We start from the raw sequence: 23,007 nt of genomic DNA on the forward strand, positions 1-23,007 counted from the left end.
CTGCTTTTATTCCGCACAATACATAAAACCAATTGCTCCAGGTCCTGTATGCGTCGTAATAACTGGTGTTGCTGGACGTATACGGACTGGAATTGCTGTAATCCGGCTCAGTTCTTCCCGAAGCCGTTCGGCTAAGGAAAGATTATCGGCATGCGATATCCCAATTTCTGTAATCTCTTTGCCGGCCGTGTCACTGTTAAATCGTTCAAGCAGACTCTTAATAATCTGTGAGGACGTCCGAACTTTAGTGACTGGTGTATAGATTCCCTGTTCAAGCATAGCAATCGGCTTAATGCTAAGAATAGAGCTGATCCATCCTTTGGCCTTGCCAATTCTGCCGCCCTTCACAAGATTCTCCAATGTATCCACGACAACCAACAATGTAGTGTTATCAAGAATCTTCATAAGTCTGGCTTTAATTTGTTGAACCGTTAATCCCTCACGAGCCATCTTCGCAGCTTCTATCACTTGGAAACCAAGAGCTTGAGAGATCATCTGTGAATCTATGACAACGACATTGCTAGAGGACATTTCTGCTGCAGCACATGCAGTGGAATACGTACCACTCATGCCGCTTGTCATATGAATGGAAATAATCGTATCTCCATTTTGCCCAAGCCGATCGTACATTTCGAGAAATACACCAACCGCAGGCTGTGATGTTTTTGGCAATTCCGGGGCAATCTTCATCTTCTGAATAAATTCAAGCGGAGAAATCGTCACATTATCCTCGTAGGTTTCTCCATCTACAAATACCGACAAAGGAATGACTGCCACTTTGTGCTGGTCGAGCAGCTCCTTCGGCAAATCTGTTGTGGAATCAGTAACAATCCTGATGTCAGGCATAAATAGCCTCCTTTAAAAATGCTAAACTAGGTACAATACGATGCATTTAATCGTTGGTTTCAAAATAATAGATGGAATATTACACCATAACAAAACAACCCCGCTAAGTTAGCAGGGTTGTTTGTTTTACAGCTTCCTTACCAGTTGTTGCCCGAACCTGTTACTGTAAAGCTGGTAGACGTATTAGAAAATTTACCGGAAGGAGCGCCATTGACCGTATTATTGTTAAAAGCTGAGCTGCCAGTTGCCGTCCCTCTGATATATACCCCATAAGTCCCCGGATTTGTGATCGTATTCGAATCATACGTCACTGAAATACTTGGAGCTGGTTCTTCAATAAATATCCCGGAATAGATACTGTCTTGAATTGTATTGCCGGATACGGTTACACTCAGGCTTTGAGCTTTGCCCGTATTATTCAGCCAATAAGCCCAAATCGCACCAATCTGGTAGCCATAATCTTTATGATAGGAACCGGTTCTGATAAGCACATTATCTTGAATGGTCAGCGTTCCCGTCATAGATGGAGGATTAAAGTTAGTACCAAACGAGATACCTGAGCCATTAACCACTGTGTCTGTCAGCAGGTTGCCAATTACCTTATTATCTTTGCCGCCATAAATCGCGATATTGTTGGCAAGTGTAGGAATTTGCACGGTGTTATAGCTAAACGTATTGTTTGTATCCAAGTAAGTATCAGACCACATTGCAAGGCCATCATCACCGCTATTACGAACCGAGTTATTCGTTACCGTTGTATTCGATGTACCATAATGGAGATTAAGTCCGTCTGCCCATACATCTCTAATTCTGGAGTTGGAGATTGTGGCGTTATTCGTCTGATTCGTCAGCCAGAAGCCAACCTTCGTATGCTCGATCCACAGATTGGTAAGCGTTGAATTTGTACCATTTCCTTCAACACCAGAGACGCCATTATAGTCATCTCGAATCAAGTCGTTTGCGCTGATTTTAAAATCGGAAATCGTAACATTGCCGCCTCGCAAATAGAGACCTGCGTAATTGCCGGACAAAGTCGAATACCAAACGCCTGCCCCTTTCATCGAAACACCACTGTCTAAGTACAGTCTAGTTCCGCTGCCATTGTATCCCGCGCCTTTATTTCCGTTATTCAGGGTAAAGTTACCCGCCGGAATCCATACGCCTTTATACGTTCCTCCGGAGTTTTTGACTGCATTGATCGCATTATTAATTGCTGTAGTATCATCCCCACTGTCATTGGCCACTGCACCATAATTGGTGATGGATACATAGTTAGAAGGCATAGTTAATGCCGTTGGGATAGCTTCGGTCTCGATCAAATCGATTGTGACATTCGAAGTGGAGCTGAAGTTCAGGTTCGTTGCATTCCTCTGCAGCTTAATGACTGTTCCTGCCGGATATTCCTGACTCAATACAACAGACACTTCATCATACAAATGATGTGGTGTTGTTGGTGTTGCATTTGGGTTATTCGACCAGCGAATCTCCCCGCCTTCAGTTCCCCAAGCACCATAGTTCCAGCTGTATTTGGAAGTAAGGTTAATATCTTTGAATAACGTACCACCAACGTACATGCTGATAGCGGAATCAATACCTGTACCTGCTGCATTATCAGGGATTGAGTAGCGGATCGTTACCCCTTTCGCCGCCTTGGCTAGAGTGAACTGTACATATTGACCAGCAGATGTAAGCTGAACGGCTTTTCTGCCAGAAGCTTCAGAAGCGATGCTGCCAAACGTTGTGTTTGGACCCACAACAGCACCTGTATACGTCACAGATTCTGCTTCATATGTGTCATAAGGCATCGTTGCCCCATACGTGCCTGTTGGTGGTGGCGTGACTGGTGGAGTCACAACAATCGCAATATCGATTTTGTCGATATTCACATTGCCGGTGTCCGTTGTATCGTATTTATACATGATCGTGTTATTGCCGGTATTTAAAGATACAGTATCGGCTTTTGTGCTCCAAGTATCCCAATTAGCTGTAGCTGAAAGGGAAGTTTGCAATGCTTTTGTTCCATTCGCATAGAGACTAAGTGTCTGAGCTACGCCAGAGCCATTTGCATATTTTAACGTAACGTTATAGCTGCCCGCTTCTGCAACATTCACATTAAAAGTTGCCGAAGCATTGCCTTTATTGGAATCAATAAAACCACCTATAAAGCCGGTACCACTATAGCCTGTATGATCGGCTGCCACAGCAGCGCCGCCAGACAATACCGCAGATTCCGCTTCATAAGTTCCTGCCGGTGAAGTTGGAGGAGGAGTCACGTTGCCCCCGCTTCCATACACTTCGAGCTCAGCCACTTGGCCTGCCGTAGAGCCGGAATTAGCTGTTACGTTCACTCGGACGTATCTTGCGGATGCCGCTGTGAAAGAAACCGTAACCGTATTGCTGGAAGAAGGATTAAACGTGTAAGTATTGGATGCAGCAGCCGTACTGAAAGTGTTGTTGTCTGTACTAGTTGAGACCGATATGGTCTGTGTTCTTGTTCCCCATGCAGCGGGAAGCTTCAGAACAATAGAATTCACGCTTTGCGCGCTGCCAAGATCCACAGTTAGCGTGTTTGGATACGAGTTAGCGGCACCCTCATAGTAAGTAGAAGTGTTTCCATCGACTGCGTTTGCAGCTGAAAAACCGGTGTAGCTATTGTTTGAAGTGATCGACTTATTTAGTGCCAGGTTCGTTCCAGAAGGAGTAGTTCCTGTTGAAGTGTCGCTGACCACAATATTGTCTACATTCACATTACCGGTATCCGATGTATCAAATTTATAAGTAATCGTATTGCTGCCGGAATTCAAAGATACGATCTCCGATTGTGTCGCCCAAGTGTTCCAATCTGTAGTCGCTGGAAGTGAGATTTGCTTCAGCTTCGTTCCATTAAGGTATAAGCTTAAAGTCTTCGCTGAACCTGTACCATTTGAGTATCTTATTACCGTCGTATAGCTCCCTGCTGCACTAGCGCTAACCGTGAAGGCAGTGGAAGCATTTCCTTTATTCGTGTCCGTGTAGCCGCCTACAAAGCCTGTTCCGGTATAGCCTGTATGATCTGTTGCCACAACAACTCCACCCGTACGAGCCGCAGATTCCGCTTCATAGGTTTGTGATGCTGCGGATACAGCCGCAGAGAACGGCAGTTGAAGAACCAATAAAGCTAGAGTGAGCAAATAAATGAAGAATCGATTGCCTCTTACCACTTTTAACATGTGATTACCTCCATTGTATTAGGGTCCGAACCGTCAGCTAACGCTTTCTCCTCCCTTATGCAAGTAAGCTCGCCGCAATTTCCCACAAAAAAGTAAGCGGTTACAATTATCATCTCATGTTCATTCTCAGCTGCTTATAACCACCTTCCATGGATATCGGAGGCGATGTACCACTTCTTAAGCCATTGTAGAAATCTCCCCTGCTCCTCGGCTACCACGCAAATGACTTGTAAGGTAAAAATTGTGACTTGGCAAAAGAAAAAGACCATTTAGGCGTTGTTTTAACGCTTGGATGGTCTCACGGATTTGCTATTTCTGAAAAGGATTGATTTCATCCCCTTTCAAACCGTCTTCATAATTCCAGAAGATTAAACAATCAAGCTGCTTACCGCAAAGCTTGTTCCAATAAATACGAAGCATAGAAGGGCGCCAATGGCGACATTGCCCTTTTGCAGATGCTCAGATATTTTTATACCTGGAGTAGCTAGCTCGAATATCCAATAGGAGATGATTAGTATAAAGTAACCTACTAAAAACCATAACATCATATGCCATATCGATGTATTCGTATAAGCCGAAACACCGATGATCAGGGCTGTAGATAAAAATTTGCCGCCAAACGCTAAGCCTACTGCCATATTGCCTTTTTTCAGCTCATCCAAGTCATTAAATGGCGTCATTAAACTAAAGATCAACATGCCGGCCAATTGAAGAATGATAATTACGACTACGCTAACTACAAGATTAATAAATACCGTCATTGAGCCCACCCCCGGAATTTCGAATATACTTGATCGTAGTCACTATATAAGTGAACTTGTTCGAGATTTACTTTAACTTTGGATTTTGTCTTAAGTGCTGCATACTTCTCATCACTAATTGGTTGTTTGACCACATTACCGGATGGAAGGCTAATCACAGCAAAATCACGCGTTTTACCTGCATTCTCTGTCTTATATACACCAACCAAATCGACTTCTGTTTGAATGGATTCTTTTAAAGTAGCCAAGTCCGCTGTTGCATTCTTCTCCGTCTTAAAAGATTTCAACGTATTCCATGTCGACAGCTTGATCTGGCTTCGTTTCTGGTCATCCGTTGTTAACTCTGCATCCATATATTGAAGAATCCAGACTTTATCCCCTGTTGCATAGTTATCGTCATTCGGAAGAAGGATGTTATCCGGAACGATCGTCATATCGCTGCCAACAAGGTCACCAACCTTCTCTTCAACGATCCGATAATCCCATGGAACCTCCGTTACTAGAGGAGCTGGTGTCGGGGCTGGGGTAGCAGAGGAAGTCGTCCGTGTAGTTGTATCTGAACGGGTACTAAACACGTATTCGGGATTATTTGTTGCACATGAACTGAGCAATAGACATAGCAGTAAAGTACTCATGACTATGGATATATTTTTCATTTTGTTATAACACTCCAATCGGGATAAAGTGGCTTGAATTACCAGTAATTGGTCCTCCAGCCCGACCAAGAAGACCGCAAGGTTCTCCATTGATGACGAACATACCTACTAGCAAGTGGAACTCACCTACTGCTGTATGAATGAGGGATAAATTAGTCCGCTTCTGATAAACAACAGGAAAGAGCTCACTCGTATCAAAGGCTTCTTGATCTTCAATCTCGAGCTGACCAATTTGGTCAAACATTTTTACAGAACCACCTTCACGTCCAAACATCGATTTGGATACAAAGTCCCCATCGAATACCGGTTTGTTATAGGTCGGCAGCATATACTTCTCGATTATTTCACGTTCTTGTCTATCGAATAAAACGCCTAGTTCATACAATCCCCATGCAGCGGCTTGCAGCCCTTTGGATTGGAGCAGAATACTATGCACCGAATTAAACAAATGCAAGTAACCCTTCTCGATCGAATAGGCTAAAGCTTCTCCTCCATCATCATGCGCCATCCACTCCTTCGGATAAAGCGCGAACATTCTCTTGATTGGATTCCCCTGCCCGTTCTTCAAAACCCCATTGTCCACCCACAAATTCAAGCAGTCCTCTAACTGAAGCTCGAGTCCGCTATGTTTAGCCAGTGCTTCAATCGTCCCGGAATCCTCCAGATGTGTACCATACGCTACACAAGCAACAGTGTCTGGCTTTTCGATTGCCCATGCTGAAGCGATCTGATCTTTCATCTTCTCATTAACGGAGTCTATCCCGGCTTGATAACATAGCCAAGGTGTAGCTATAGATGCCTCTACGTAACCTGTTGGGGTATCCGCATTTAATTCAAGCATTTTAATACTGCCCTCAGCTGAAATTGCAAAATCGAACCTTGCATATCTGCTCAAGGCACCTTCTGCTGGTATTGGTAATTGATCGATTAAGTCCCATAAAATCGTTGGTATACCAATCAGATGATAAAGGTCATGTTTGCCGTGTATGTAACGTGCGGCTTTATCTAGAATTAGCCAAAGCTGCCTGGAAGCTCTTTCAAGCTCCTCATAGATCCCTCTATCCATTCCTACAACCTGATCAATCCAATAGGATTCAGTATCCAGGTCCGCCCAAGCGAACCCCATATCCTTTAATTGTTCAACTTTACGAGTTCGGTTCTCGTCAGGCTCTCCAATCACTTTGAATACCTCTGCTGTCATCCTCCGAATCCTCCAGATGAAACGGAGCTTGAAGAGGAGCTAGAAGATGAGCCCGATGAAGAGGAGCTAAATCCGCTGGATTTGCCGCCAATACCGCCTGGAGATGATGATGTGGATCGGCGAGTAACCGTACCGGTAGAACTAGATGTCTTTGGTGGTGAAACCGATGAACCAACAACGGGCTTGTTCTGGAATTTACCATTGGAGTAGCTCTTAGGCTCGTAAGGACGGCTGCTGCCATAATAATAGGAACGATGGGAAGAGGCATAAGATTGTGAAGAATACGAATTCCCGCTGTTAAACAGCAGATGGTACAACATGAGGTCATCCCATCCGAAACCAGAAGATTGATTAATAATCGTTGTCCCGCCGCCAGTGGAACCGGTTGTTACCTGCGCACTCGGTTCTACGGCTTCCGATTCTTCCAGTTCTTTATCTGATGGCAATGGCAAATTCCAATCGACTGCAGGGTCATAATATCGCTTCACTGCTTCACTAGACCATTCAACAAGCTTCGGTCCAGCGTTTGTACTAGATATGGCTGTTGGGCTTGGACTTGGAGACTCCGTTGCTGCTGGGGAAGTTGCTTCCGCATGAATTGGTGCAGCTGCCACATTAGCTAATAAGGCAAGACCTAAGGAAGTGGAGAGCACCTTGAGTGGTACTCCTTCCTTGGTAAACACTTTAGATTTTAGCTGGTCCTGTTTTTTCTCTTCTTGCATGCCGTGTACCTTCTTTCCATCTATAATGTCTTATTATTCATTCTCACTAGTAGGAGCTCTAAGTGCCCGGCATCAACGTTCAGCTTCCCTTCCAGCGTCTGGTACTCATCGCCATGAACGGTCAGATAGTTCACATGCTCCAAAGAGGCGATCATTGTAGAATCCCATTCCCGATCATCAATCTGCCTCAATCCCTGCTCTGGATCTTTTACTAATAGGATGACTCTCATGTGATTGTGTGCTCCTCTCATTTTTGATTTTCATTCATACGGGTAGACTTCCTATACGTTTCAAGTTTATGGAAACGAAGAGATTATATTGGGTTTATTACAACGTGAAACAATGCAAAAAAACACAAATCACCTTAAACGTGATTGTGCTTTATTAGCTGTAGACGTTAAAGTTACGGATGACTTCCGAATTGTAACATGGATGATTTGGAAGAATAATAGTCCAAATGTACCATTTTACCTTAATTTGGTATTGTTGTTTAGTGGTGAAGTAAATAGATCGCAGCTCTCAGAAACATCTCTAGTCCACTTCACGTCTATATATAGAAAGAGACGGTACAACTGAAACGGAGGTCGATTGTATTGAAGGAGCAGTATCAGCCTTCTTGTGAGTTTACGATTGAGGTTATCGGTGAAGGAATGGCAGTGGCTGTGCCAGACGAGACTGTTGTCACTCTAGGCGTTGCTCAGGAAGGCGAGAGCCTAGGAGAACTTCAGGCGAGTAATGCTGAGAAGATCGAAGCTATTATAAATGCACTGTTGTCTCAAGGAGTACCACGGGAGAATATCTCAACCGCGCAATTTACAATCGAGCCGCAATACGATTTTATAGACGGGAAGCAAGTCTTCCGAGGATATAGAGCCGTGCATCTATTACGTGTAACGATTGACGGTGTAAAGGATACCGGACAAATTATCGATGCCGCTGTTGCCGCGGGAGCAAACATGGTATCCGATGTGACGTTCCGATCCTCGCATGCTGACGAAGCTCAGCGCGAGGCCTTAACATTAGCCGTACGCGATGCCGGTGCGAAGGCACTTGCCGTTGCTGCAACCCTTGGTGTCTCCCTGTCTGCCGTTCCTTGCAAGGTCATGGAAACATCCCGGAACGGCTTCGAACCAGTCATGTTCAAGGCGGCTTCTATGCCGGCTGGCGACACTGGGACTTCGATTGAACCTGGGATGCTAACCTTTAAAGCCTCTGTCCGCGCTTGGTATGTGTATGGGTAAGAATTATTCTTGAATATTTTACCATAATAAACAAATAAAAAACCTTGAAAGGCACAAACCCTTTCAAGGTTTTTCTGATTACCCACTATGTGCTCACCTCTACCCTATCCCTTCATCCCGCCCTGCATGCCAAAGCCTTTGGACATAAAGCGTTGGGACAAAATGTACAGCATCACCGATGGGATGGCGTACATGACGGAGAAGGCGGCTAATTTGCCGTAGTCGGCCATGCCATATTGACCAAAGAATTGGTATATCTTCAGTGAGGCCGGGAAATTTCCCGGGGATTGCAGCAAGATGTACGGTACGAAGAAGTTCCCCCAGCTGCCGGAGAACGTAAAGATCGCTACTGTACAAATACCTGGAATCATGAGTGGTGCAACTACCTTCCGGATCCCTACGAACACGGAAGCACCATCAATCCATGCCGCTTCTTCCAGCTCGGAAGGCACCGAGTCCATAAAGTTCTTCAGCATCCATATGCCGTAAGGCATAGCAGAAGCTACGAAGAACAGAATAACGCCAAAAATATTGTTATACAGCTTAAGGCTAAGGAACAATTGATACACCGGTACCATAACTGCTGTTATTGGCAACGAGGTCATGAACAAGATGGTCAGCATAAATGGCTTCTTATATTTAAGTTGATAACGTGACAATGGATAAGCCGCAAGCAAGCCCAGTATAACGACCAGAACAGCTTGGCCACCGGACATAAAGAGGCCGATCAGAAAGGCACGCTGATTGTCTTTGTTCGTCAGTACGTCCACATAGTTATTGCCTGTCAGATGAGTTGGCGTCTTCAAGGATTGCATGGCATTTGTATCAACGGAGGCTACTAGTACCCATAACAGTGGCAGCAGGAAGCAGACTCCGATTAAAGCCAATATGGAGTAAGGCAATATTTGAAAAATCCATTTTCGTTGTTTTGCACTCATACAATTGTTCTCCTTGTCCGTTTACTCTTTCATCGAGCGGATATAGAACAAGCTCAGGATGATACCGATGAACAGCAGCAACAATGAAATGGCCGTACCGTAACCAAGCTGATAATTGACGAACGCCTGATTATACATAAAGATTGGCAATGTGGTCGTGGATGTTCCTGGCCCCCCGCCGGTCATGGCGTAAATCAGACCAAACACACCTAGTGTCTGAAGCGTAACAAGCATCATGTTAGTCGTTATGGTTTCTTTTATGTATGGGATCGTTACCCGCATCAATACCTGCCATTTTGAAGCGCCATCCACAATAGCAGCTTCCTCAATCTCGCTTGGCACATCATCTAATGCCGCCTGAAACACCAGCATCGAGAAGGCTGTCCCATGCCAAATATTCGCGAGGATGATCGTAATCATCGGAACGGTATACAGCCAAGTAACCTCGCTCATACCAAAGGACTGCAGGATAGCATTCAGAGTCCCTTCATCGCCGAAAAAGCTGTACAAGCACAACGCGCAAACGATCTCCGGCGTAACCCATCCCGCTAATACAATGGTACCAATGACTCTGCGAAACCATTTATTTCTGTGTTTCATGAAGAGTGCGATCAAGAAGCCTAATACCTGCTGACCTATGACAGCTGAACCGATCAGAAATACGAGTGTATTCCAAATGCTGGTCCGTACCGTCGGATCCTCGAACATACGCGTATAGTTATCAAGCCCAACAAACTGCAGATCCTTGGCAGCTTCTCCCGTTAGAGCAAGGTTAGTAAAGGAATAGAATACCGTCAGTAATATCGGATAAATAAAAAATACAAGCATGATCGCCACGGAGGGCAGTAAAAAATAAACCCAAGTCCATGTTTTTCGCCGCTTCTCCATGCCTTGAACGGCCAAACTGCTCATTCTTGTCTTCCTCCTCCGCTTGCAAGATGAAAAGAAGACTTGCTCAAGCAGCCACGTCTATAGGAAGGGCTTGAGCAAGCCATTTTCTATTATTTTTCTAAAATGTTATCCTCGCCTACCGTTCGAGTAACGTCCTGGGCGTATTTATTTGCTGCATCTTGAGCTGATGTTCCTGATGCAACGGACTCGACCATCGTCTGAATTTGTGTCGAGACTTCCGGATATTTATCCTGCGCAGGACGGAACTCGGCATTCTTCAGATAGTCTGTTGCGATTTGGTTAAATGGCATTTGGGTATACTCTGGATCGGTTCCTACGTCCGCACGAACCGTGATATTACCGGATGCAATAACAAGCTTTTTCGAGTTTTCTTTGTTAAGTGCGAATTTAATAACTTCCCACGCCTCATCCTTGTGTTGCGCGTTCGCCGGAATGGATAATGCCCAGCCGCCTGCAAGGGTGATAGAGCCTGGAGCCTGACCTTTGCTTGTAGGCATTGGAGCAAAGCCAAGAACATCTTTATATTCAGGCCATGGTGCTGCGCCGCCTTCCAGATAGTTGCCTGTAATCCACGAACCGTCGAGTGAAATTGCAAGCTTGCCTTGTGGCAAATATTCACGAGTGGAAGTATTGCCCGCTTGACCGTTCAGCACCTTGGACAGCGGTGGTCCAAGCTTCTCTTTGTTAATCGTCTGGATAAATGTCAGTGCATCAACGATGCCTTGGCTTTTCGTAATCCATTTGCCTGTGTCGTTATCATAAAGTCTCTCACCTGTGCCGTAGAGCAGCATCTCATAAGTCTGCATGGAAGTTGCTTCACCGGTTGCCTTGCCCATATTCATCCAGATTGGCACGACGTCAGGCAGTTTGCTCTTGATTGTTCTAGCTGCGTCCAGTACTTCATCCCAGTTCTTAGGTGTCCATTCTTCAGGCAGTCCGGCTTGCTTGAAGAGTGCCTTGTTGTACCATAGTCCCCTGGAATCTGTATTGTAAGGGACCCCGTAGACCTTGCCGTCACTGGCGGTTACCCCTTTTTTGAGCGCCTCAATGAAGGAGCCGTTCGTCCAATCTTCCCAAGCGCTCACTTTATCATCCAGTGATGTCAGGTAGCCGGCACTTGCATCCGAGTTGAGAATAAATGTATCTTCCGTCACGATATCCGGTGCAGTATCCTTGGACTTCAGTGCCAATGCAATCTTGGCAAAATAGTCGCCTTCTGACGCCTGAATCGGAGTTGCCTTAATCTCTACGTTTTTGTCTGGAAAATTCGCTGCAAGCTCTTGAATCCATTTGTACATCACACCTTCCTCGCCGATTCCGTCATCGCGATAGGTGATGGTGATGACCTTTTTGTCCGTATTTTCTTTTGTTCCCTCATCATTCGTTGGTTTTGCAGTGGTGCCAGCATTATTACTTGGAGTACTGGTGCTGTTCGTATTGTTGGAATTGTTCGAACAAGCAAAAAGCAGGGTTGTACACAATACGAGCGAAGTAGAAATAGACCAGAGTCTTTTACCGCGTGCCATCAGAATCCCTCCCTATTAGTCAACCACCCTTGGTTAAGCGCTTCCATGCGGTTATAGTTCATAGATATTTCTCTACCTCCACCTTTATTCAATCTAAATCAGAAGATTCGACTATAATATTACGACATAACACTCTACTTAGATGACTCTCAAAAATCACTTCAAATAAAGGAGTGAATAAAAAAGAGCCCCGGCACATGTCGTCCGGAACTCTATTGTATGTAGTTCTATTTTTCGAAAACTAATAAGTTAGTCAAAAAGTTCAATGAATGCCGCTCGCTGCTGTCTAATAGCCTCTTGACGTCGTTCGGACGCCCTCACTTCATTATCTAATTTAACCAGAAGTCCTGTCGCTTCCGATAACTGTGAGTTAACATCATTAATAGATGAATTAATTTGATTTTGCACAATCCAGTCTGTAATTAAATTATCAAAGAAATAATCAGCGAACTTGTCCATCGTCCCAAGTTCAACCGATAGCTCAGCCGTACGTCTGAGATCATTTAATTCAATTTGAAGCTGCCGTAAGTGATGCTGCGCCTCGTGAATATAATCCTGTGCTTCATCCATACGGGAGTGTTTGATAGAGGTGCTGAGTGCTCCGCCGCCCAGCATATCATACGTTCCCCAATCTTTAGCAGAGTCCAGCTTTACACTTGCGTTGCTTAATGCTTCAACCAATTTTCTGCAGGCTGATGCAGCTTCACGAAACTCCTTCATATCCGTCTGTTCGCGGAACAGGCTTTCATCCAGCTCAGACAATCGACCGGAGGCTGTCGGATCGCCGCTGCGCAGGAACTGCTCCTTTTGCAGAAGAAATTGTTTATAGGCGTTCATAGCTTCATGGACAGCCTCTAATTTCGTAGAAACCTCCAGATGCTCCTGCTCCAGCTTAATGATTGCCGGTTGAGCCTCTTGAAGCTTTAGCGCTGCTGCAAGTGCTTCCTTCCACTCAATCTCCAAACGCTCCTCTTTATTTCCCATGATGCTGTGGAATAAGTTCGCCCAGGATTTCCGCTCCAGTCTAACGACATCCTCCTTCTCCCGGTCATGTTCAGCCGTTAGCTTCGAGATTAGATTCCTAGCATTGCGCAGCATACGATCAAGCTGATCCGATCTGCGCTCCAAATACTCACGTTCAGATGCCCTCTCTCTTAACGACTCTAGCTCTTCATTCCATTCTCTCAACGTTTTCGACAAGTGTAATCATCCTCTCTATTATTCGTTTAACTTAATAGAGTACTGATATAATGCTCCTGGAAGACCTCTGAAAAGTAGTTTCCCGCTGCTGATCATGGTCCAGAATCTGTACTCAATAAAGGAATCGTCAACAACTTGGCTGAAGTTTTCGAATATTGCTGCTACCACCTTCCCAGCTTTAATAAACCCTTCTTCGTCATACTCCTCCTGTAACGAAGAAACGGTTGAGAGAAACAACTCGTCCAACTCATTTTCTTCGCACCCTTTAACATCTCCATCCTGCCATATTCGCAGCGTTAGATTCTGATTCGATAGCTTCTCCCAAGATGAGACGTATTGCTGCCGCTCTTGAGCAGATAATGACTTAACGTTGTGGAAGCTGCTCACCATTTCCCGATGTACATCTCTTTCAACATAGGCTTGGGCAATGGGAGGAACAGGCAAGTCGTGAAGAATCTCTGTAAAATTAACAATTTTTATGGGCTGTTTATATTCACGCAATAAGTGCAGGACAAACCTCAATCCGGTCTGATCATGTGCGTTATTTGCACACCAAACAATAATGGTCTTATCTTCCGTAAGTTTAGCTAATTCATCTATTACGTGCTCGATTTGATGCTCTCTATTCATATTGTTCAGACAACGGAAAGGAGAGAAGCGTTCCCTCATCCATTGTTGTCTCAACCGTCTGCCTTCCACTTTATCCAACTGAAATATCGGTCCGATGGAAAACGATTCATTAAAAGCCAATACTTTATTTTCTTCTCTCTTACCGGTCTCACTAAGCGCGACTTTCAAAGAACCAGCGTCTGATAGGCTGAAAATAATATGTACATTGCTTTGAACCCGTTCGGCTTCCTCGCGCCGCAGACGTGCTTCCTCTATCTGTTCATCCCAGAGCTTCAACAGTCTGCCTGACAGATCTTGATCCGGAAAACTCTCAGCCTCTTTCAACAAATCATACAAAATAGATCTCGCTTCCCAAAATTCAAGTTCATTGATATTACGTTTAATAGGATCCAATGTCATATCCCCACCTCTCTATCTAATCTACCATAAATATACAAAATTAAAAAATGTCGTGAAGCACCTTAATAGATGCCCACGACATTCATAGATATTGCAATTAAGCAGCCAATTTTGGTGCATTTTTGTCTGCCACAAACTTAATGAACAAGAACCGTACCAGCGGCCCCATTACGATCAATTGAAGCGGGAATGCAAGAATATAGTTATGGAAGACGATCGAGAAATAATGTTTGACTAACGATCCCTCTCCCAAGCTGTCTGCCAAAGAGGAACTGATCAGACCATACAACGACATGCACAGAACCATACCCGTAACCATGCAGAAGGCAAGGGACAAGATCACATATACTTTCTTCGATTTATCATAAGGCAGCGAAAAGGCAGCTTTCTTAGCAATTGGCCCTACCACAAACATCTCAATGACAAAAGCAACAATAAAACCTAACACATACTGCAGCACAATTTCTCCTAATGACAACGTTCCAAACAAGTTATTACGTATGAAATTATACGTAATCATGACAAGGGCCATCCCCGTCACCATCATCAAACCAAAATAAAAATCTTCTCTCTTATTCGTCGGCAAAATCATCATCCTTTCTGTTCTCTTTGTCATTATAGAGATTTAAACCCCCTCTTCATAAGTGACAAGTTTATGAACATTTGAGGATGAAAGTTAATGGAAATACAACCTAATTTCCCTTCCGATAATGCAAAGGGACATATCCTGTGACCGACTTGAACACTCTGCCAAAATGCGTCACACTGCCGAAGCCAACCTTCTTTGCGATTAGATTAACCTTCATGGATGATTGCTCAAGCAGCTTCTTCGCTTCCTTGATTCTGACACTATTCAAATATTCGACGAACGTAAATCCGGTGGCTTCCTTAAAAAAACGACTTAAATAATAAGGGCTGACGTAGAACTTCTCCGACAGCAAATGAAGCGACAGCTCCTGCATATAATGGCTGTTTATGTAGCGGACAACTTCTGATATTCGCTCATGCATCGGGCTTGGGGACTCGAGCGGCTCTATGCTGTTCTGCTTCACATGGCGGCAGCAGATCATCAACACCTGCAATGCTAAAGTCTGAGTATACATTTCAAATCCAGGCTTCTTTTCCTGTATCTCCAATATAATATTTTGCGTTAATGCCCCAATCGCTAGCCGATCCTGTAACGAGCATTTTACAATGAGGTACTCCTTCTCAAACAACGGATGCAGAACATCCATATAAGAGCTGTTCCCAGCAGCCATATGCTTTTCATGAATATTCACAATAAGCCGCTCATGCTCCGGGGTCTCCGTATTGGTCGTCCTGTGCAGGATATTGGGTGCAATGATCACAATGTCTCCTTCATGAATGACCATCGTCCGATCCTTTATAAAAAATTCCCGCTTTCCTGACATTAAGCAGAAAATTTCGTAAGTACTATGAAAATGGCTTACAGGCATGTTATGACTGCGGGCTTTGCGATAGGATACCGAGTAGGTTCCCTCACCGTTATCGTATTGAAAATCCCCCATCCTCGCCTCACCCCTTCCAAATTGGATATCTCTCATTATACGCATTCGTTCATTTACAGCAAGATATAAGAAGAAATCATTCTTTTCTGCAAAAAATGTACATTTTCTCGTGCTAGTATAGCCTTAAGACGATGAGGGAGGCTGAATAATCAATGGATTCTTCTGAGGCAGTAAATATCCAGAATAACAAGAAATCTGCATATTCCCCTATTGAGTGGGCAGAGAAAGCTTGTGAAGCATTAATGGCTAAGTTTGAGCCAGAGCTGCTTCCACCAGACCGGTTTCATTATCATCAAGGGGTTTTCTTATCTGGCATGGAGAAATGCTGGAAGGAAACACAAAACTCGAACTATTACGATTACCTGAAACGCTGGGTGGACAGTCAGGTTCTTACGGACGGCAGCATAAAAAAGCATAAACCCGATGAACTGGACGATATTCAGCCAGGTGTCCTGTTATATAATTTGTACGAGCAGACGGGCGATGAACGGTACAAGAATGCTTTGCACTACCTTGTGCCGCTGCTTAAATCATGGAAAACAAACACTTCCGGAGGTTTCTGGCATAAAGAGCATTATCCAAACCAAATGTGGCTGGATGGACTATATATGGCGGGGCCAATCGCCGTTCAGTTTGGCAAAGCATTTGATGCAAGCGAATATTTTGACATGATGACTTATCAGGCGATCTTAATGGCCAAACATACGAAGGATCCTGTCACCGGACTCTTGTATCATGGTTGGGATGAGACAAAGGAAGCATCGTGGGCTGATCCTGAAACCGGTCTAGCACCTGAGTTTTGGGGCCGTGCTATCGGCTGGTATCCAGTTGCCCTGCTCGAGATGTTTGAGCACCTTCCCGAGGATCACAAGGATAAAGCAGCACTCGTTGAGATTCTGCAAGATCTGCTGATAGCCTTGATCCAATATCAGGATCCTGCAACTGGCTTATGGTATCAGGTTGTCGATAAAGGAGCACAGCCGGATAATTGGCTTGAAAACTCCTGTACCGCTCTATATGTACATGCTATCGCTAAAGCCGTCCGGTTCGGCTATCTGGATGCGAAGGTTCTGGAGCATGCCTGGAAAGGTTATCAAGGTGTGATCGATACTTTGAAGTTTGATGACAATGGTAACGTGGTCATTGGGCAGATTTGCATTGGCACGGGGATTGGCGACTATGCCCACTACATCGCTCGCCCAACAAGCGAGAACGACTTGCATGGCGCAGGCGCTTTTATTCTGATGTGTGTGGAGATGAGTAAGGCCGCTGAAGCTGGCTAAGTAACTCTACTATCTATCTTAAGCTAGGTTGGATTTCGTACAGCATAAGAACCCATTATGATAGCTGTCCTCGCCTACGCTGGATTCCATCCAACAGAATTCAGTACCTACGCGGCAATCTCAGCAAAAAATGACTAAAACACTGTACAAAATCCAACCTGCCCCTCCAGAAATTTCGGATATAGATCTTTCACTGGATGTTTTCCAATATAGACAGCTCATGATAAAAAAAAGCTGAAGCCCTAAGTAATAGCGGCTTCAGCTTTTTCACTTTTTTCACCATTTCGCTTCTATCGAACCGTCTGCACCTCTGGAGCCGTTGCAGCAACCTCGCCTTGCGAGTGGCGGTACAATTCCTCGTACACCCCTTGCAGCTCAATAAGCTCCGTATGCGTTCCAGACTCGACAACCGAGCCGTGGCTTAGAACAAGAATTCGGTCCGCATGCATAATGGTGGACAAGCGGTGGGCGATCACAATTGTTGTCCTGCCCTCAGACACGACCTGAAGCGCTCGTTGAATCAGCTGTTCAGTCTGAGAGTCCAAGTTGGCGGTCGCTTCATCGAGAATTAGAATTTTCGGACGGAACACGATAATCCGGGCAAAAGAGATTAACTGCCGCTCGCCAGCTGATAAACCGCTGCCTCGTTCGGATAGCTTCGTCTCGTAGCCGTCAGCCATACGATTAATTAACTGATCCGCCCCTACGAATTCACAAGCATGAATAACGTCTTCACGCGAGATCGAGTCATCAAACATTCGAACGTTATCGATAATACTTCCCGCATACAAATACGGCTCCTGCTGAACTAAACCCACTATTCGGTGAAGCTCGGCCTGCGGGATATGACGGACATCATTCCCGTCAATTTGCACGCTGCCCTCCTGCACATCGTAGAACCTGCAAAGCAAGCTCATCAGCGAGCTTTTGCCCGCGCCGGTTGTACCCACGATTCCGACCATCTCGCCCGGACGGATATGAAGATCAAGTCCGCGGAAGATCGGAGTCCCGTTCCCGTAGCTGAACGAGATTTTGTTATAGTCCACGCGTCCTTGTACAGCATCATGGTTAATTTTAACCGGCTTGGCGGTATCCTCAACTTCAGGCTCGACATCGAGAACACTCCAGATCCGGTTGACCGCTACCGTTGCGGACTGGAGAGTATTCCATTGTTGGGTAATCGCGTTGATCGGCTGGAAGAACTGACGGATGTACGTTATAAAAGCATACAAGACCCCAAACTCCATCGTATGGCCAAGTACGGCCTTGCCTCCGGTCCAGACGACAAAAGCAATGGTCAGGTTACCAAGTAAATCAAAGGTCCGGTTAAACGTTACCGCGGTGCGGATCTCACGGACATTTGCCTTAAAATAATCCTCGTTCCTCTCCTTATACAATTCTCCTTGCGCCTTTTGCTGATGGAAGACTTGAATCAGGCTCATGCCCGCGAGATTCTCCGCAACAAACGCGACAAGACGGGACAAGCGCGTCCGGGCCATCTGATACGTCGTACGCATGAAGGACCGAAATCCAATGGCGATAAGCGCAATAATCGGCAGAAGAAGAAGACAGTAAAGCCCTAACGTTGTATCCAGATAAAACATCATCACCAGTATCGAAACCAGCGTAAGACCATCCCTCAGCAGAGTCAGCAATACCTGGTTAAAGAACTGGTTAACCGCCTCGGTATCGCTCGATACATGCGTGATCAGGCTGCCGCTGGACGTTTTATCGAAGTAGGACATCGACAGCTTTGTAATATGTTCAAACAGCTGTTTTCGGATGCGGGCTACGATGCTTTGGCCGGCATCCTGCAGCAGGTTATTTTGCAAATAAGTAAACAACATGCTTGTGAGGGATAAGCCAAGATAGATCGCGCAAATCACAATCAAACTGCTGTAATCGTTCTTGCCCGTCATCAGGTTATCATCAATCGCAATCTTCACAAGGTACGGTTGGAACAGATCAGAGGCAATGGCAATAATTGTACAAATGGTAACCAGAGTAAACGTCTTCCGGTGAGGGGTTATATATGACTTCAGAATACGAAAAGCTGACTTGTATTGCGGTTTGGGCTGCTTTCCATTACCCGCCTTCTGATCCATCTGCCAGTTGTTAACGGCCGTCGGCATATTGGCTTCCCTCCTCTTGAATCGCATGGAGCTCGGCATAAGGTCCAGATTCCGCAAGCAGCTCCTCGTGCTTGCCCCGCTGAACGATTTTCCCTTCATCCAACACGATGATGAGATCCGCATGCTTCAAAGCGCTGAGCCGATGCGCGATAATAATCGTTGTTTTTCCTTGACGCTCCTGTTGAATCGTGTGTATAATCTCGGTTTCGGTCACCGCGTCAACGGCGCTGACGCTGTCATCCAGAATCATAAGAGGCGCCTGCATAATAAAGCCTCGCGCCAGACTTGTTCGCTGACGTTGTCCGCCGGATAAGGTTACGCCCCTCTCTCCCAGCTTCGTCTCGAAGCCTTCCGGGAATTCGGCAATATTATCGTAAATCCGCGCCTGCTTGGCAGCCCCATGAATCTCGCTCTGCCCGGCCTGCCGCCTGGCAAAGGCAATATTCTCGCCAATCGTTGTGCTGAACAGGAATCCGTCCTGCGGCACGTAAGCGATCTGAGTGCGAAGGCTTTCGAATGAGAGCTTCCGTATATCTTCAGAACCGATCCGGACCGCATTAGCCGGCGGATCGTACACCCGAAGCAACTGCTTCACTAACGTTGTTTTTCCGCTGCCCGTACGCCCCACGATGCCAAGCGTCATTCCCGGCCGAACAACAAGATCAATATGATGCAGCGAAGGCTGTGAAGCACCGGGATAAGTAAACGTCAAATCCGAAATGCGAATTGGATTTTCAGACAGATTGACAGCTGAGGCATGCTCAGACTCCACAATGTCAGGCTGAACTGCTATCAATTCATTAAGCCGCTGCAAGGATGCCCGCGAACGCTGCACCGTATTGATAACGTTACCAATTTGCTGCAGCGGGTTCATCAGCATCCGTACGTATAGGGTTAACGCAACGAAATTACCAAGGGTAATGTCCCCATTGATTGTCAAATATCCGCCATAGGCCAAAGACACAATGATCGACAGGTTGCCAAGGAACGGCACCGTTGCCTGGAACAGCGAGCTGATCCGTACCAGCGACAGCTGATTGGTCTTGATTTGATCCACTTTAGTACCAAACCGATTAATCATAATAGGTTCTACGGCAAACTTCTTCGTCACGCGAATACCGCCAAACTGCTCCTCCGCCGATTCCGTCATCGTGCCAAGCGCCTCCTGCACTTTGCGGGAACGCTTACGGATAACCGGACCAATCTTGATGACAATCCAAGGAATAAAAATGAGCGGCCCTATTGAAGCAGCAATGAGATAGAGCGGTATATCGCTTAGAATCATCGCCCCTACACAGGAAATCAACAGCATGGAAGCCATGGCCGTCTGGTTAATGCCCATCGAGATCGCTTCCCGTACGCCGGTCACGTCGTTCATGAAGTAGTTGAGCATTTTGCCGACGCCATTCTTCGAATAGTAATGCTCGCTAAGACCTGAGAAATGGGTGAACAGACGACGACGGGTTATGTACTCGAACAACCGTCCGACGTACATGACCAGATATTGACCGTATCCTCCCAGCAGTGCATATCCCGCTCCAATCAAAACTAACAGTAAGCTGTAATGAGCGACATCGTGGGAGCCAAGTGCTCCGCCCTTCAGCTTATCCGTAAAGTCCCCAAGTACTTTCGGAAAATAAGCGAATACGATACTCGCGGCCGCATGAAGGGTAAAAGATCCAAGGTAAATATGCCAGGTCTGCTTGAAATACGGCTTTAAAACTCCTTCAGATTTCAAGACTCATCACTTCCATTGTTGGATTCAGAATTGATCTCTTTTTCCACTTCCGAAGAATTCTCTTCTGGTGGCAGCTCGTGAAGCTGAAATACATTAATAAATTCTTCCATAATGGCTTCGGTAGCTTTCAGCTCACCGCTGACTACCAGTTTAATTGCCTCAAAATCCGGATCATTCAACTGTCGTTGCAACGTGGAACGAGTAACCGTAAGCTTTTCTAGAAAAGCAAGAGCTCTGCCTCGACGAAAAGTTTGTGCCTTTCCACCATCTCGATTTTTGCACTCCTCCTTAAAATGCTTCCCTCTGTGTCCTTGACCGTTACGCATAGGTATATGCCTCCTTCAATCAACGTATACATTCGTATACACTTCACTTTATGTATACAAATGTATACCTCACAAAAGATGCTGTCAATATTTAGTTTGGTAGTTTTTCCAATGATTATAAATTTCTCATTTAGTGGAAGCCTACTTGGTGAGGTGAACGCCATGCTGAAGAACGTATTTATCCTTTTCATTATCATTCTGACTCTTATTAGCTCTAGTGTTGTTCATGCGGATAGGGATTCAGGGATCCATTCCGAAATGACTGTACTAATCAAAAGTTACGAACAAGATATCGGACAACGGGTGTTACTCCCCGCCTGGATTCCGCCGAAGTACAAGGCTAATAACCTTGAATATAGTACAAGAGATCTCACAATTGCGTACATGATCGAACAAAAGCACGATGGAACGATTAAATTATTCGTCAGGAAAGACCATCCACTAATGAATGAATATACATCAGAATTTCCTTTAGAAAACGGAAAACTTGCCTATTTCAGAGAAGAGCAGTCAGATGGTCCGTTTGACAGCAGCAGTGTTTCACTTTGCTTTTATAATGGCAATGTCTTGTACGAACTACATATGTACTCGAGAATAATAAGCATTTCAAAAATGAAAAAGATAATCGTAAAAATCGCTAACTCCATGGAACCAATTCCTGTGAAATAAAAAAACCGCCCCCAGCGGGCGATTTTTTTTAATCTCTTAACTATTCCTCTTAACTTCCAAATAAACGCAAAAATAGAATTCCTCCAAAAGCACAAGCCATCCCCGTCACTTCGAGGCGCGAAAACTGTTCCTTCACCACAAACCGAGTGTACAGCAGCACAATCAGTACATTTAATGCCGTTACGGCGGATACAAGACCAGCTTTACCGAAGTCAAAAGCCGTTACGATCATCATCATGCCCACCGCATTCGTTGTTCCCACCAGCATTCCCGTAAAGAAGGTCCGACGCTCGCTCCAAGTTTTAGCTGCCACTGGGCTCTCCACTGCGGCGGCTACAGATACTTCAGCTGTAGATGCAGCCATAGCTAAGCTGAACCGCTTCATGGTAAGTCGATCCTTAAGCCACCATATACCATAACAGGTGGAGCCAGATGCAAACATAAAGAACAAGGTTGGGAAGAGCGGCGCGTCCAGCTTTGTGGACCAAGAGCCGGACAGATCATTGCAAGCGAACATGAGAAGGGACAACAGCCCCCATTGTGCTCCCTGCAGATTTTTTAGCGATAAGTCATTGGAATAACGGACAAGCAAGATACCAGCCACAATCACAGCGAAAGCAGCCAATTGAATAGAACTGAGTGCTTCTCCCCATAACACGTACGCCCCCATCACAACCAATACAGCCGGAAGCGCCGTAATAATTGCAACAAGTGAGGCTTTTCCGACGGCAAACCCCTTGAACATACTCGCATTAGCAACAAAGGAGAACACCCCCATCTGAATACCAACAAGGGCTGATGTCGTCCAAGGCTGGCCGGATATAACAGCGGTTATACCGCAGATCAGTGCACCCATTGTAAATGCGCCACATAGCAGCACCGTCCGGCTTAACGGCAGCTGGCTAGTATAATGATATAAGATTCCTCTTAATCCAAAACATAACGCCGCTAATATCGCAAATAAAATCCACATTACTCAAGTAATCCCCTTTCCATCTCCTAATCTTAGTCAGGATAAGGAATTGTTGCAATGCACAGCTGCAAATAATCAGTTGAAAAAATAGCTGTTGCCACACCTGACACACCGTG

General features: G+C 45.4%; 21 protein-coding genes. 3 read left to right on the forward strand and 18 right to left on the reverse strand.

The window, feature by feature from the left end; all coding sequences use genetic code 11:
- Nucleotides 1–6: 6 nt before the first annotated feature.
- From AC0YNT_RS18975 to AC0YNT_RS19005, 7 genes are all read right to left on the reverse strand, one after another.
- The gene (locus AC0YNT_RS18975) at nt 7–846 is read right to left on the reverse strand and encodes a DegV family protein (RefSeq protein ID WP_475806032.1); all 840 of its coding nucleotides are present in this window, start codon (nt 844–846) and stop codon (nt 7–9) included.
- Nucleotides 847–983: 137 nt separating this feature from the next.
- Nucleotides 984–4,055, reverse strand: coding sequence for a galactose-binding domain-containing protein (locus tag AC0YNT_RS18980; RefSeq protein WP_475806033.1), 3,072 nt, complete (start codon nt 4,053–4,055; stop codon nt 984–986).
- Nucleotides 4,056–4,423: 368 nt separating this feature from the next.
- Entirely contained in the window at nt 4,424–4,816 is a 393-nt protein-coding gene (locus AC0YNT_RS18985) for a DUF350 domain-containing protein (RefSeq protein WP_475806034.1), read from the reverse strand.
- A complete protein-coding gene (locus tag AC0YNT_RS18990; RefSeq protein WP_475806035.1) occupies nt 4,813–5,472 on the reverse strand; it encodes a signal peptide protein in 660 nt (219 codons plus the stop codon). The genes AC0YNT_RS18985 and AC0YNT_RS18990 overlap by 4 nt, the downstream gene beginning before the upstream one ends.
- 4 nt (nt 5,473–5,476) lie before the next feature.
- Entirely contained in the window at nt 5,477–6,673 is a 1,197-nt protein-coding gene (locus tag AC0YNT_RS18995) for a glutathionylspermidine synthase family protein (RefSeq protein ID WP_475806036.1), read from the reverse strand.
- A complete protein-coding gene (locus AC0YNT_RS19000) occupies nt 6,670–7,395 on the reverse strand; it encodes a hypothetical protein (protein WP_475806037.1) in 726 nt (241 codons plus the stop codon). The genes AC0YNT_RS18995 and AC0YNT_RS19000 overlap by 4 nt, the downstream gene beginning before the upstream one ends.
- Nucleotides 7,396–7,415: 20 nt before the next feature.
- Entirely contained in the window at nt 7,416–7,625 is a 210-nt protein-coding gene (locus tag AC0YNT_RS19005) for a hypothetical protein (protein WP_475806038.1), read from the reverse strand.
- Nucleotides 7,626–7,988: 363 nt separating this feature from the next.
- On the opposite strand from AC0YNT_RS19005, the gene AC0YNT_RS19010 reads away from it, so the two are divergent.
- Complete coding sequence (locus AC0YNT_RS19010; protein ID WP_475806039.1) at nt 7,989–8,636, forward strand: SIMPL domain-containing protein; 648 nt, start codon at nt 7,989–7,991, stop codon at nt 8,634–8,636.
- A 104-nt stretch (nt 8,637–8,740) separates the two neighbouring features.
- Here the strand turns inward: AC0YNT_RS19010 and AC0YNT_RS19015 are convergent, their stop codons facing one another.
- From AC0YNT_RS19015 to AC0YNT_RS19045, 7 genes are all read right to left on the reverse strand, one after another.
- Nucleotides 8,741–9,574 (reverse strand): carbohydrate ABC transporter permease, encoded by an 834-nt coding sequence (locus AC0YNT_RS19015; protein WP_475806040.1) that lies wholly within the window; start codon nt 9,572–9,574, stop codon nt 8,741–8,743.
- A 21-nt stretch (nt 9,575–9,595) separates the two neighbouring features.
- Nucleotides 9,596–10,486, reverse strand: coding sequence for a carbohydrate ABC transporter permease (locus tag AC0YNT_RS19020; RefSeq protein ID WP_167277583.1), 891 nt, complete (start codon nt 10,484–10,486; stop codon nt 9,596–9,598).
- Nucleotides 10,487–10,575: 89 nt separating this feature from the next.
- Nucleotides 10,576–12,012 carry an ABC transporter substrate-binding protein gene (locus tag AC0YNT_RS19025; protein ID WP_475806041.1) on the reverse strand — a complete coding sequence of 479 codons (1,437 nt, stop codon included), beginning with the start codon at nt 12,010–12,012 and terminating at the stop codon, nt 10,576–10,578.
- 249 nt (nt 12,013–12,261) lie between these two features.
- On the reverse strand, nt 12,262–13,212 hold the full coding sequence (locus AC0YNT_RS19030; protein ID WP_475806042.1) for a hypothetical protein: 951 nt from the start codon (nt 13,210–13,212) through the stop codon (nt 12,262–12,264).
- 18 nt (nt 13,213–13,230) lie between these two features.
- Entirely contained in the window at nt 13,231–14,241 is a 1,011-nt protein-coding gene (locus tag AC0YNT_RS19035; protein WP_475806043.1) for a DUF1835 domain-containing protein, read from the reverse strand.
- A gap of 97 nt (nt 14,242–14,338) precedes the next feature.
- Nucleotides 14,339–14,857: a DUF2798 domain-containing protein gene (locus AC0YNT_RS19040; protein ID WP_475806044.1), complete on the reverse strand. Its 519-nt coding sequence runs from the start codon at nt 14,855–14,857 to the stop codon at nt 14,339–14,341.
- A 76-nt stretch (nt 14,858–14,933) separates the two neighbouring features.
- Nucleotides 14,934–15,770: a helix-turn-helix domain-containing protein gene (locus tag AC0YNT_RS19045; RefSeq protein WP_475806045.1), complete on the reverse strand. Its 837-nt coding sequence runs from the start codon at nt 15,768–15,770 to the stop codon at nt 14,934–14,936.
- A 152-nt stretch (nt 15,771–15,922) separates the two neighbouring features.
- On the opposite strand from AC0YNT_RS19045, the gene AC0YNT_RS19050 reads away from it, so the two are divergent.
- Nucleotides 15,923–17,053: a glycoside hydrolase family 88/105 protein gene (locus AC0YNT_RS19050; RefSeq protein ID WP_475806046.1), complete on the forward strand. Its 1,131-nt coding sequence runs from the start codon at nt 15,923–15,925 to the stop codon at nt 17,051–17,053.
- Nucleotides 17,054–17,343: 290 nt separating this feature from the next.
- Here AC0YNT_RS19050 and AC0YNT_RS19055 read toward each other — a convergent pair whose 3' ends face one another.
- From AC0YNT_RS19055 to AC0YNT_RS19065, 3 genes are read right to left on the reverse strand one after another with little or no spacing between them, the layout of a single operon-like run.
- On the reverse strand, nt 17,344–19,185 hold the full coding sequence (locus AC0YNT_RS19055) for an ABC transporter ATP-binding protein (protein WP_475806047.1): 1,842 nt from the start codon (nt 19,183–19,185) through the stop codon (nt 17,344–17,346).
- Entirely contained in the window at nt 19,169–20,923 is a 1,755-nt protein-coding gene (locus AC0YNT_RS19060) for an ABC transporter ATP-binding protein (RefSeq protein WP_475806048.1), read from the reverse strand. Before AC0YNT_RS19060 ends, AC0YNT_RS19055 begins: the two co-directional genes overlap by 17 nt.
- Nucleotides 20,920–21,249 carry a hypothetical protein gene (locus AC0YNT_RS19065; RefSeq protein WP_475806049.1) on the reverse strand — a complete coding sequence of 110 codons (330 nt, stop codon included), beginning with the start codon at nt 21,247–21,249 and terminating at the stop codon, nt 20,920–20,922. Before AC0YNT_RS19065 ends, AC0YNT_RS19060 begins: the two co-directional genes overlap by 4 nt.
- Before the next feature lie 162 nt (nt 21,250–21,411).
- Between AC0YNT_RS19065 and AC0YNT_RS19070 the strand changes: the two genes are divergently transcribed.
- Nucleotides 21,412–21,918, forward strand: coding sequence for a hypothetical protein (locus tag AC0YNT_RS19070; protein WP_475806050.1), 507 nt, complete (start codon nt 21,412–21,414; stop codon nt 21,916–21,918).
- Nucleotides 21,919–21,967: 49 nt separating this feature from the next.
- On the opposite strand, the gene AC0YNT_RS19075 is transcribed toward AC0YNT_RS19070, so the two are convergent.
- A complete protein-coding gene (locus tag AC0YNT_RS19075; protein ID WP_475806051.1) occupies nt 21,968–22,891 on the reverse strand; it encodes an EamA family transporter in 924 nt (307 codons plus the stop codon).
- Nucleotides 22,892–23,007: the final 116 nt, after the last annotated feature.

The sequence above is a fragment of the Paenibacillus sp. J22R56 genome (assembly GCF_056269375.1).

Bases quoted from the DNA above. Each gene is read 5' to 3' on its own strand.
- AC0YNT_RS19050 (WP_475806046.1), top strand. From the start codon at position 15,923: ATGGATTCTTCTGAGGCAGTAAATATCCAGAATAACAAGAAATCTGCA.
- AC0YNT_RS18990 (WP_475806035.1), bottom strand. From the start codon at position 5,472: ATGAAAAATATATCCATAGTCATGAGTACTTTACTGCTATGTCTATTG.
- AC0YNT_RS19020 (WP_167277583.1), bottom strand. From the start codon at position 10,486: ATGAGCAGTTTGGCCGTTCAAGGCATGGAGAAGCGGCGAAAAACATGG.
- AC0YNT_RS18995 (WP_475806036.1), bottom strand. From the start codon at position 6,673: ATGACAGCAGAGGTATTCAAAGTGATTGGAGAGCCTGACGAGAACCGA.
- AC0YNT_RS19070 (WP_475806050.1), top strand. From the start codon at position 21,412: ATGCTGAAGAACGTATTTATCCTTTTCATTATCATTCTGACTCTTATT.
- AC0YNT_RS19075 (WP_475806051.1), bottom strand. From the start codon at position 22,891: ATGTGGATTTTATTTGCGATATTAGCGGCGTTATGTTTTGGATTAAGA.
- AC0YNT_RS19055 (WP_475806047.1), bottom strand. From the start codon at position 19,185: ATGCCGACGGCCGTTAACAACTGGCAGATGGATCAGAAGGCGGGTAAT.
- AC0YNT_RS19000 (WP_475806037.1), bottom strand. From the start codon at position 7,395: ATGCAAGAAGAGAAAAAACAGGACCAGCTAAAATCTAAAGTGTTTACC.
- AC0YNT_RS19040 (WP_475806044.1), bottom strand. From the start codon at position 14,857: ATGACAAAGAGAACAGAAAGGATGATGATTTTGCCGACGAATAAGAGA.
- AC0YNT_RS19065 (WP_475806049.1), bottom strand. From the start codon at position 21,249: ATGCGTAACGGTCAAGGACACAGAGGGAAGCATTTTAAGGAGGAGTGC.
- AC0YNT_RS19045 (WP_475806045.1), bottom strand. From the start codon at position 15,770: ATGGGGGATTTTCAATACGATAACGGTGAGGGAACCTACTCGGTATCC.
- AC0YNT_RS19015 (WP_475806040.1), bottom strand. From the start codon at position 9,574: ATGAGTGCAAAACAACGAAAATGGATTTTTCAAATATTGCCTTACTCC.
- AC0YNT_RS19035 (WP_475806043.1), bottom strand. From the start codon at position 14,241: ATGACATTGGATCCTATTAAACGTAATATCAATGAACTTGAATTTTGG.
- AC0YNT_RS19025 (WP_475806041.1), bottom strand. From the start codon at position 12,012: ATGGCACGCGGTAAAAGACTCTGGTCTATTTCTACTTCGCTCGTATTG.
- AC0YNT_RS18975 (WP_475806032.1), bottom strand. From the start codon at position 846: ATGCCTGACATCAGGATTGTTACTGATTCCACAACAGATTTGCCGAAG.
- AC0YNT_RS18985 (WP_475806034.1), bottom strand. From the start codon at position 4,816: ATGACGGTATTTATTAATCTTGTAGTTAGCGTAGTCGTAATTATCATT.
- AC0YNT_RS18980 (WP_475806033.1), bottom strand. From the start codon at position 4,055: ATGTTAAAAGTGGTAAGAGGCAATCGATTCTTCATTTATTTGCTCACT.
- AC0YNT_RS19005 (WP_475806038.1), bottom strand. From the start codon at position 7,625: ATGAGAGTCATCCTATTAGTAAAAGATCCAGAGCAGGGATTGAGGCAG.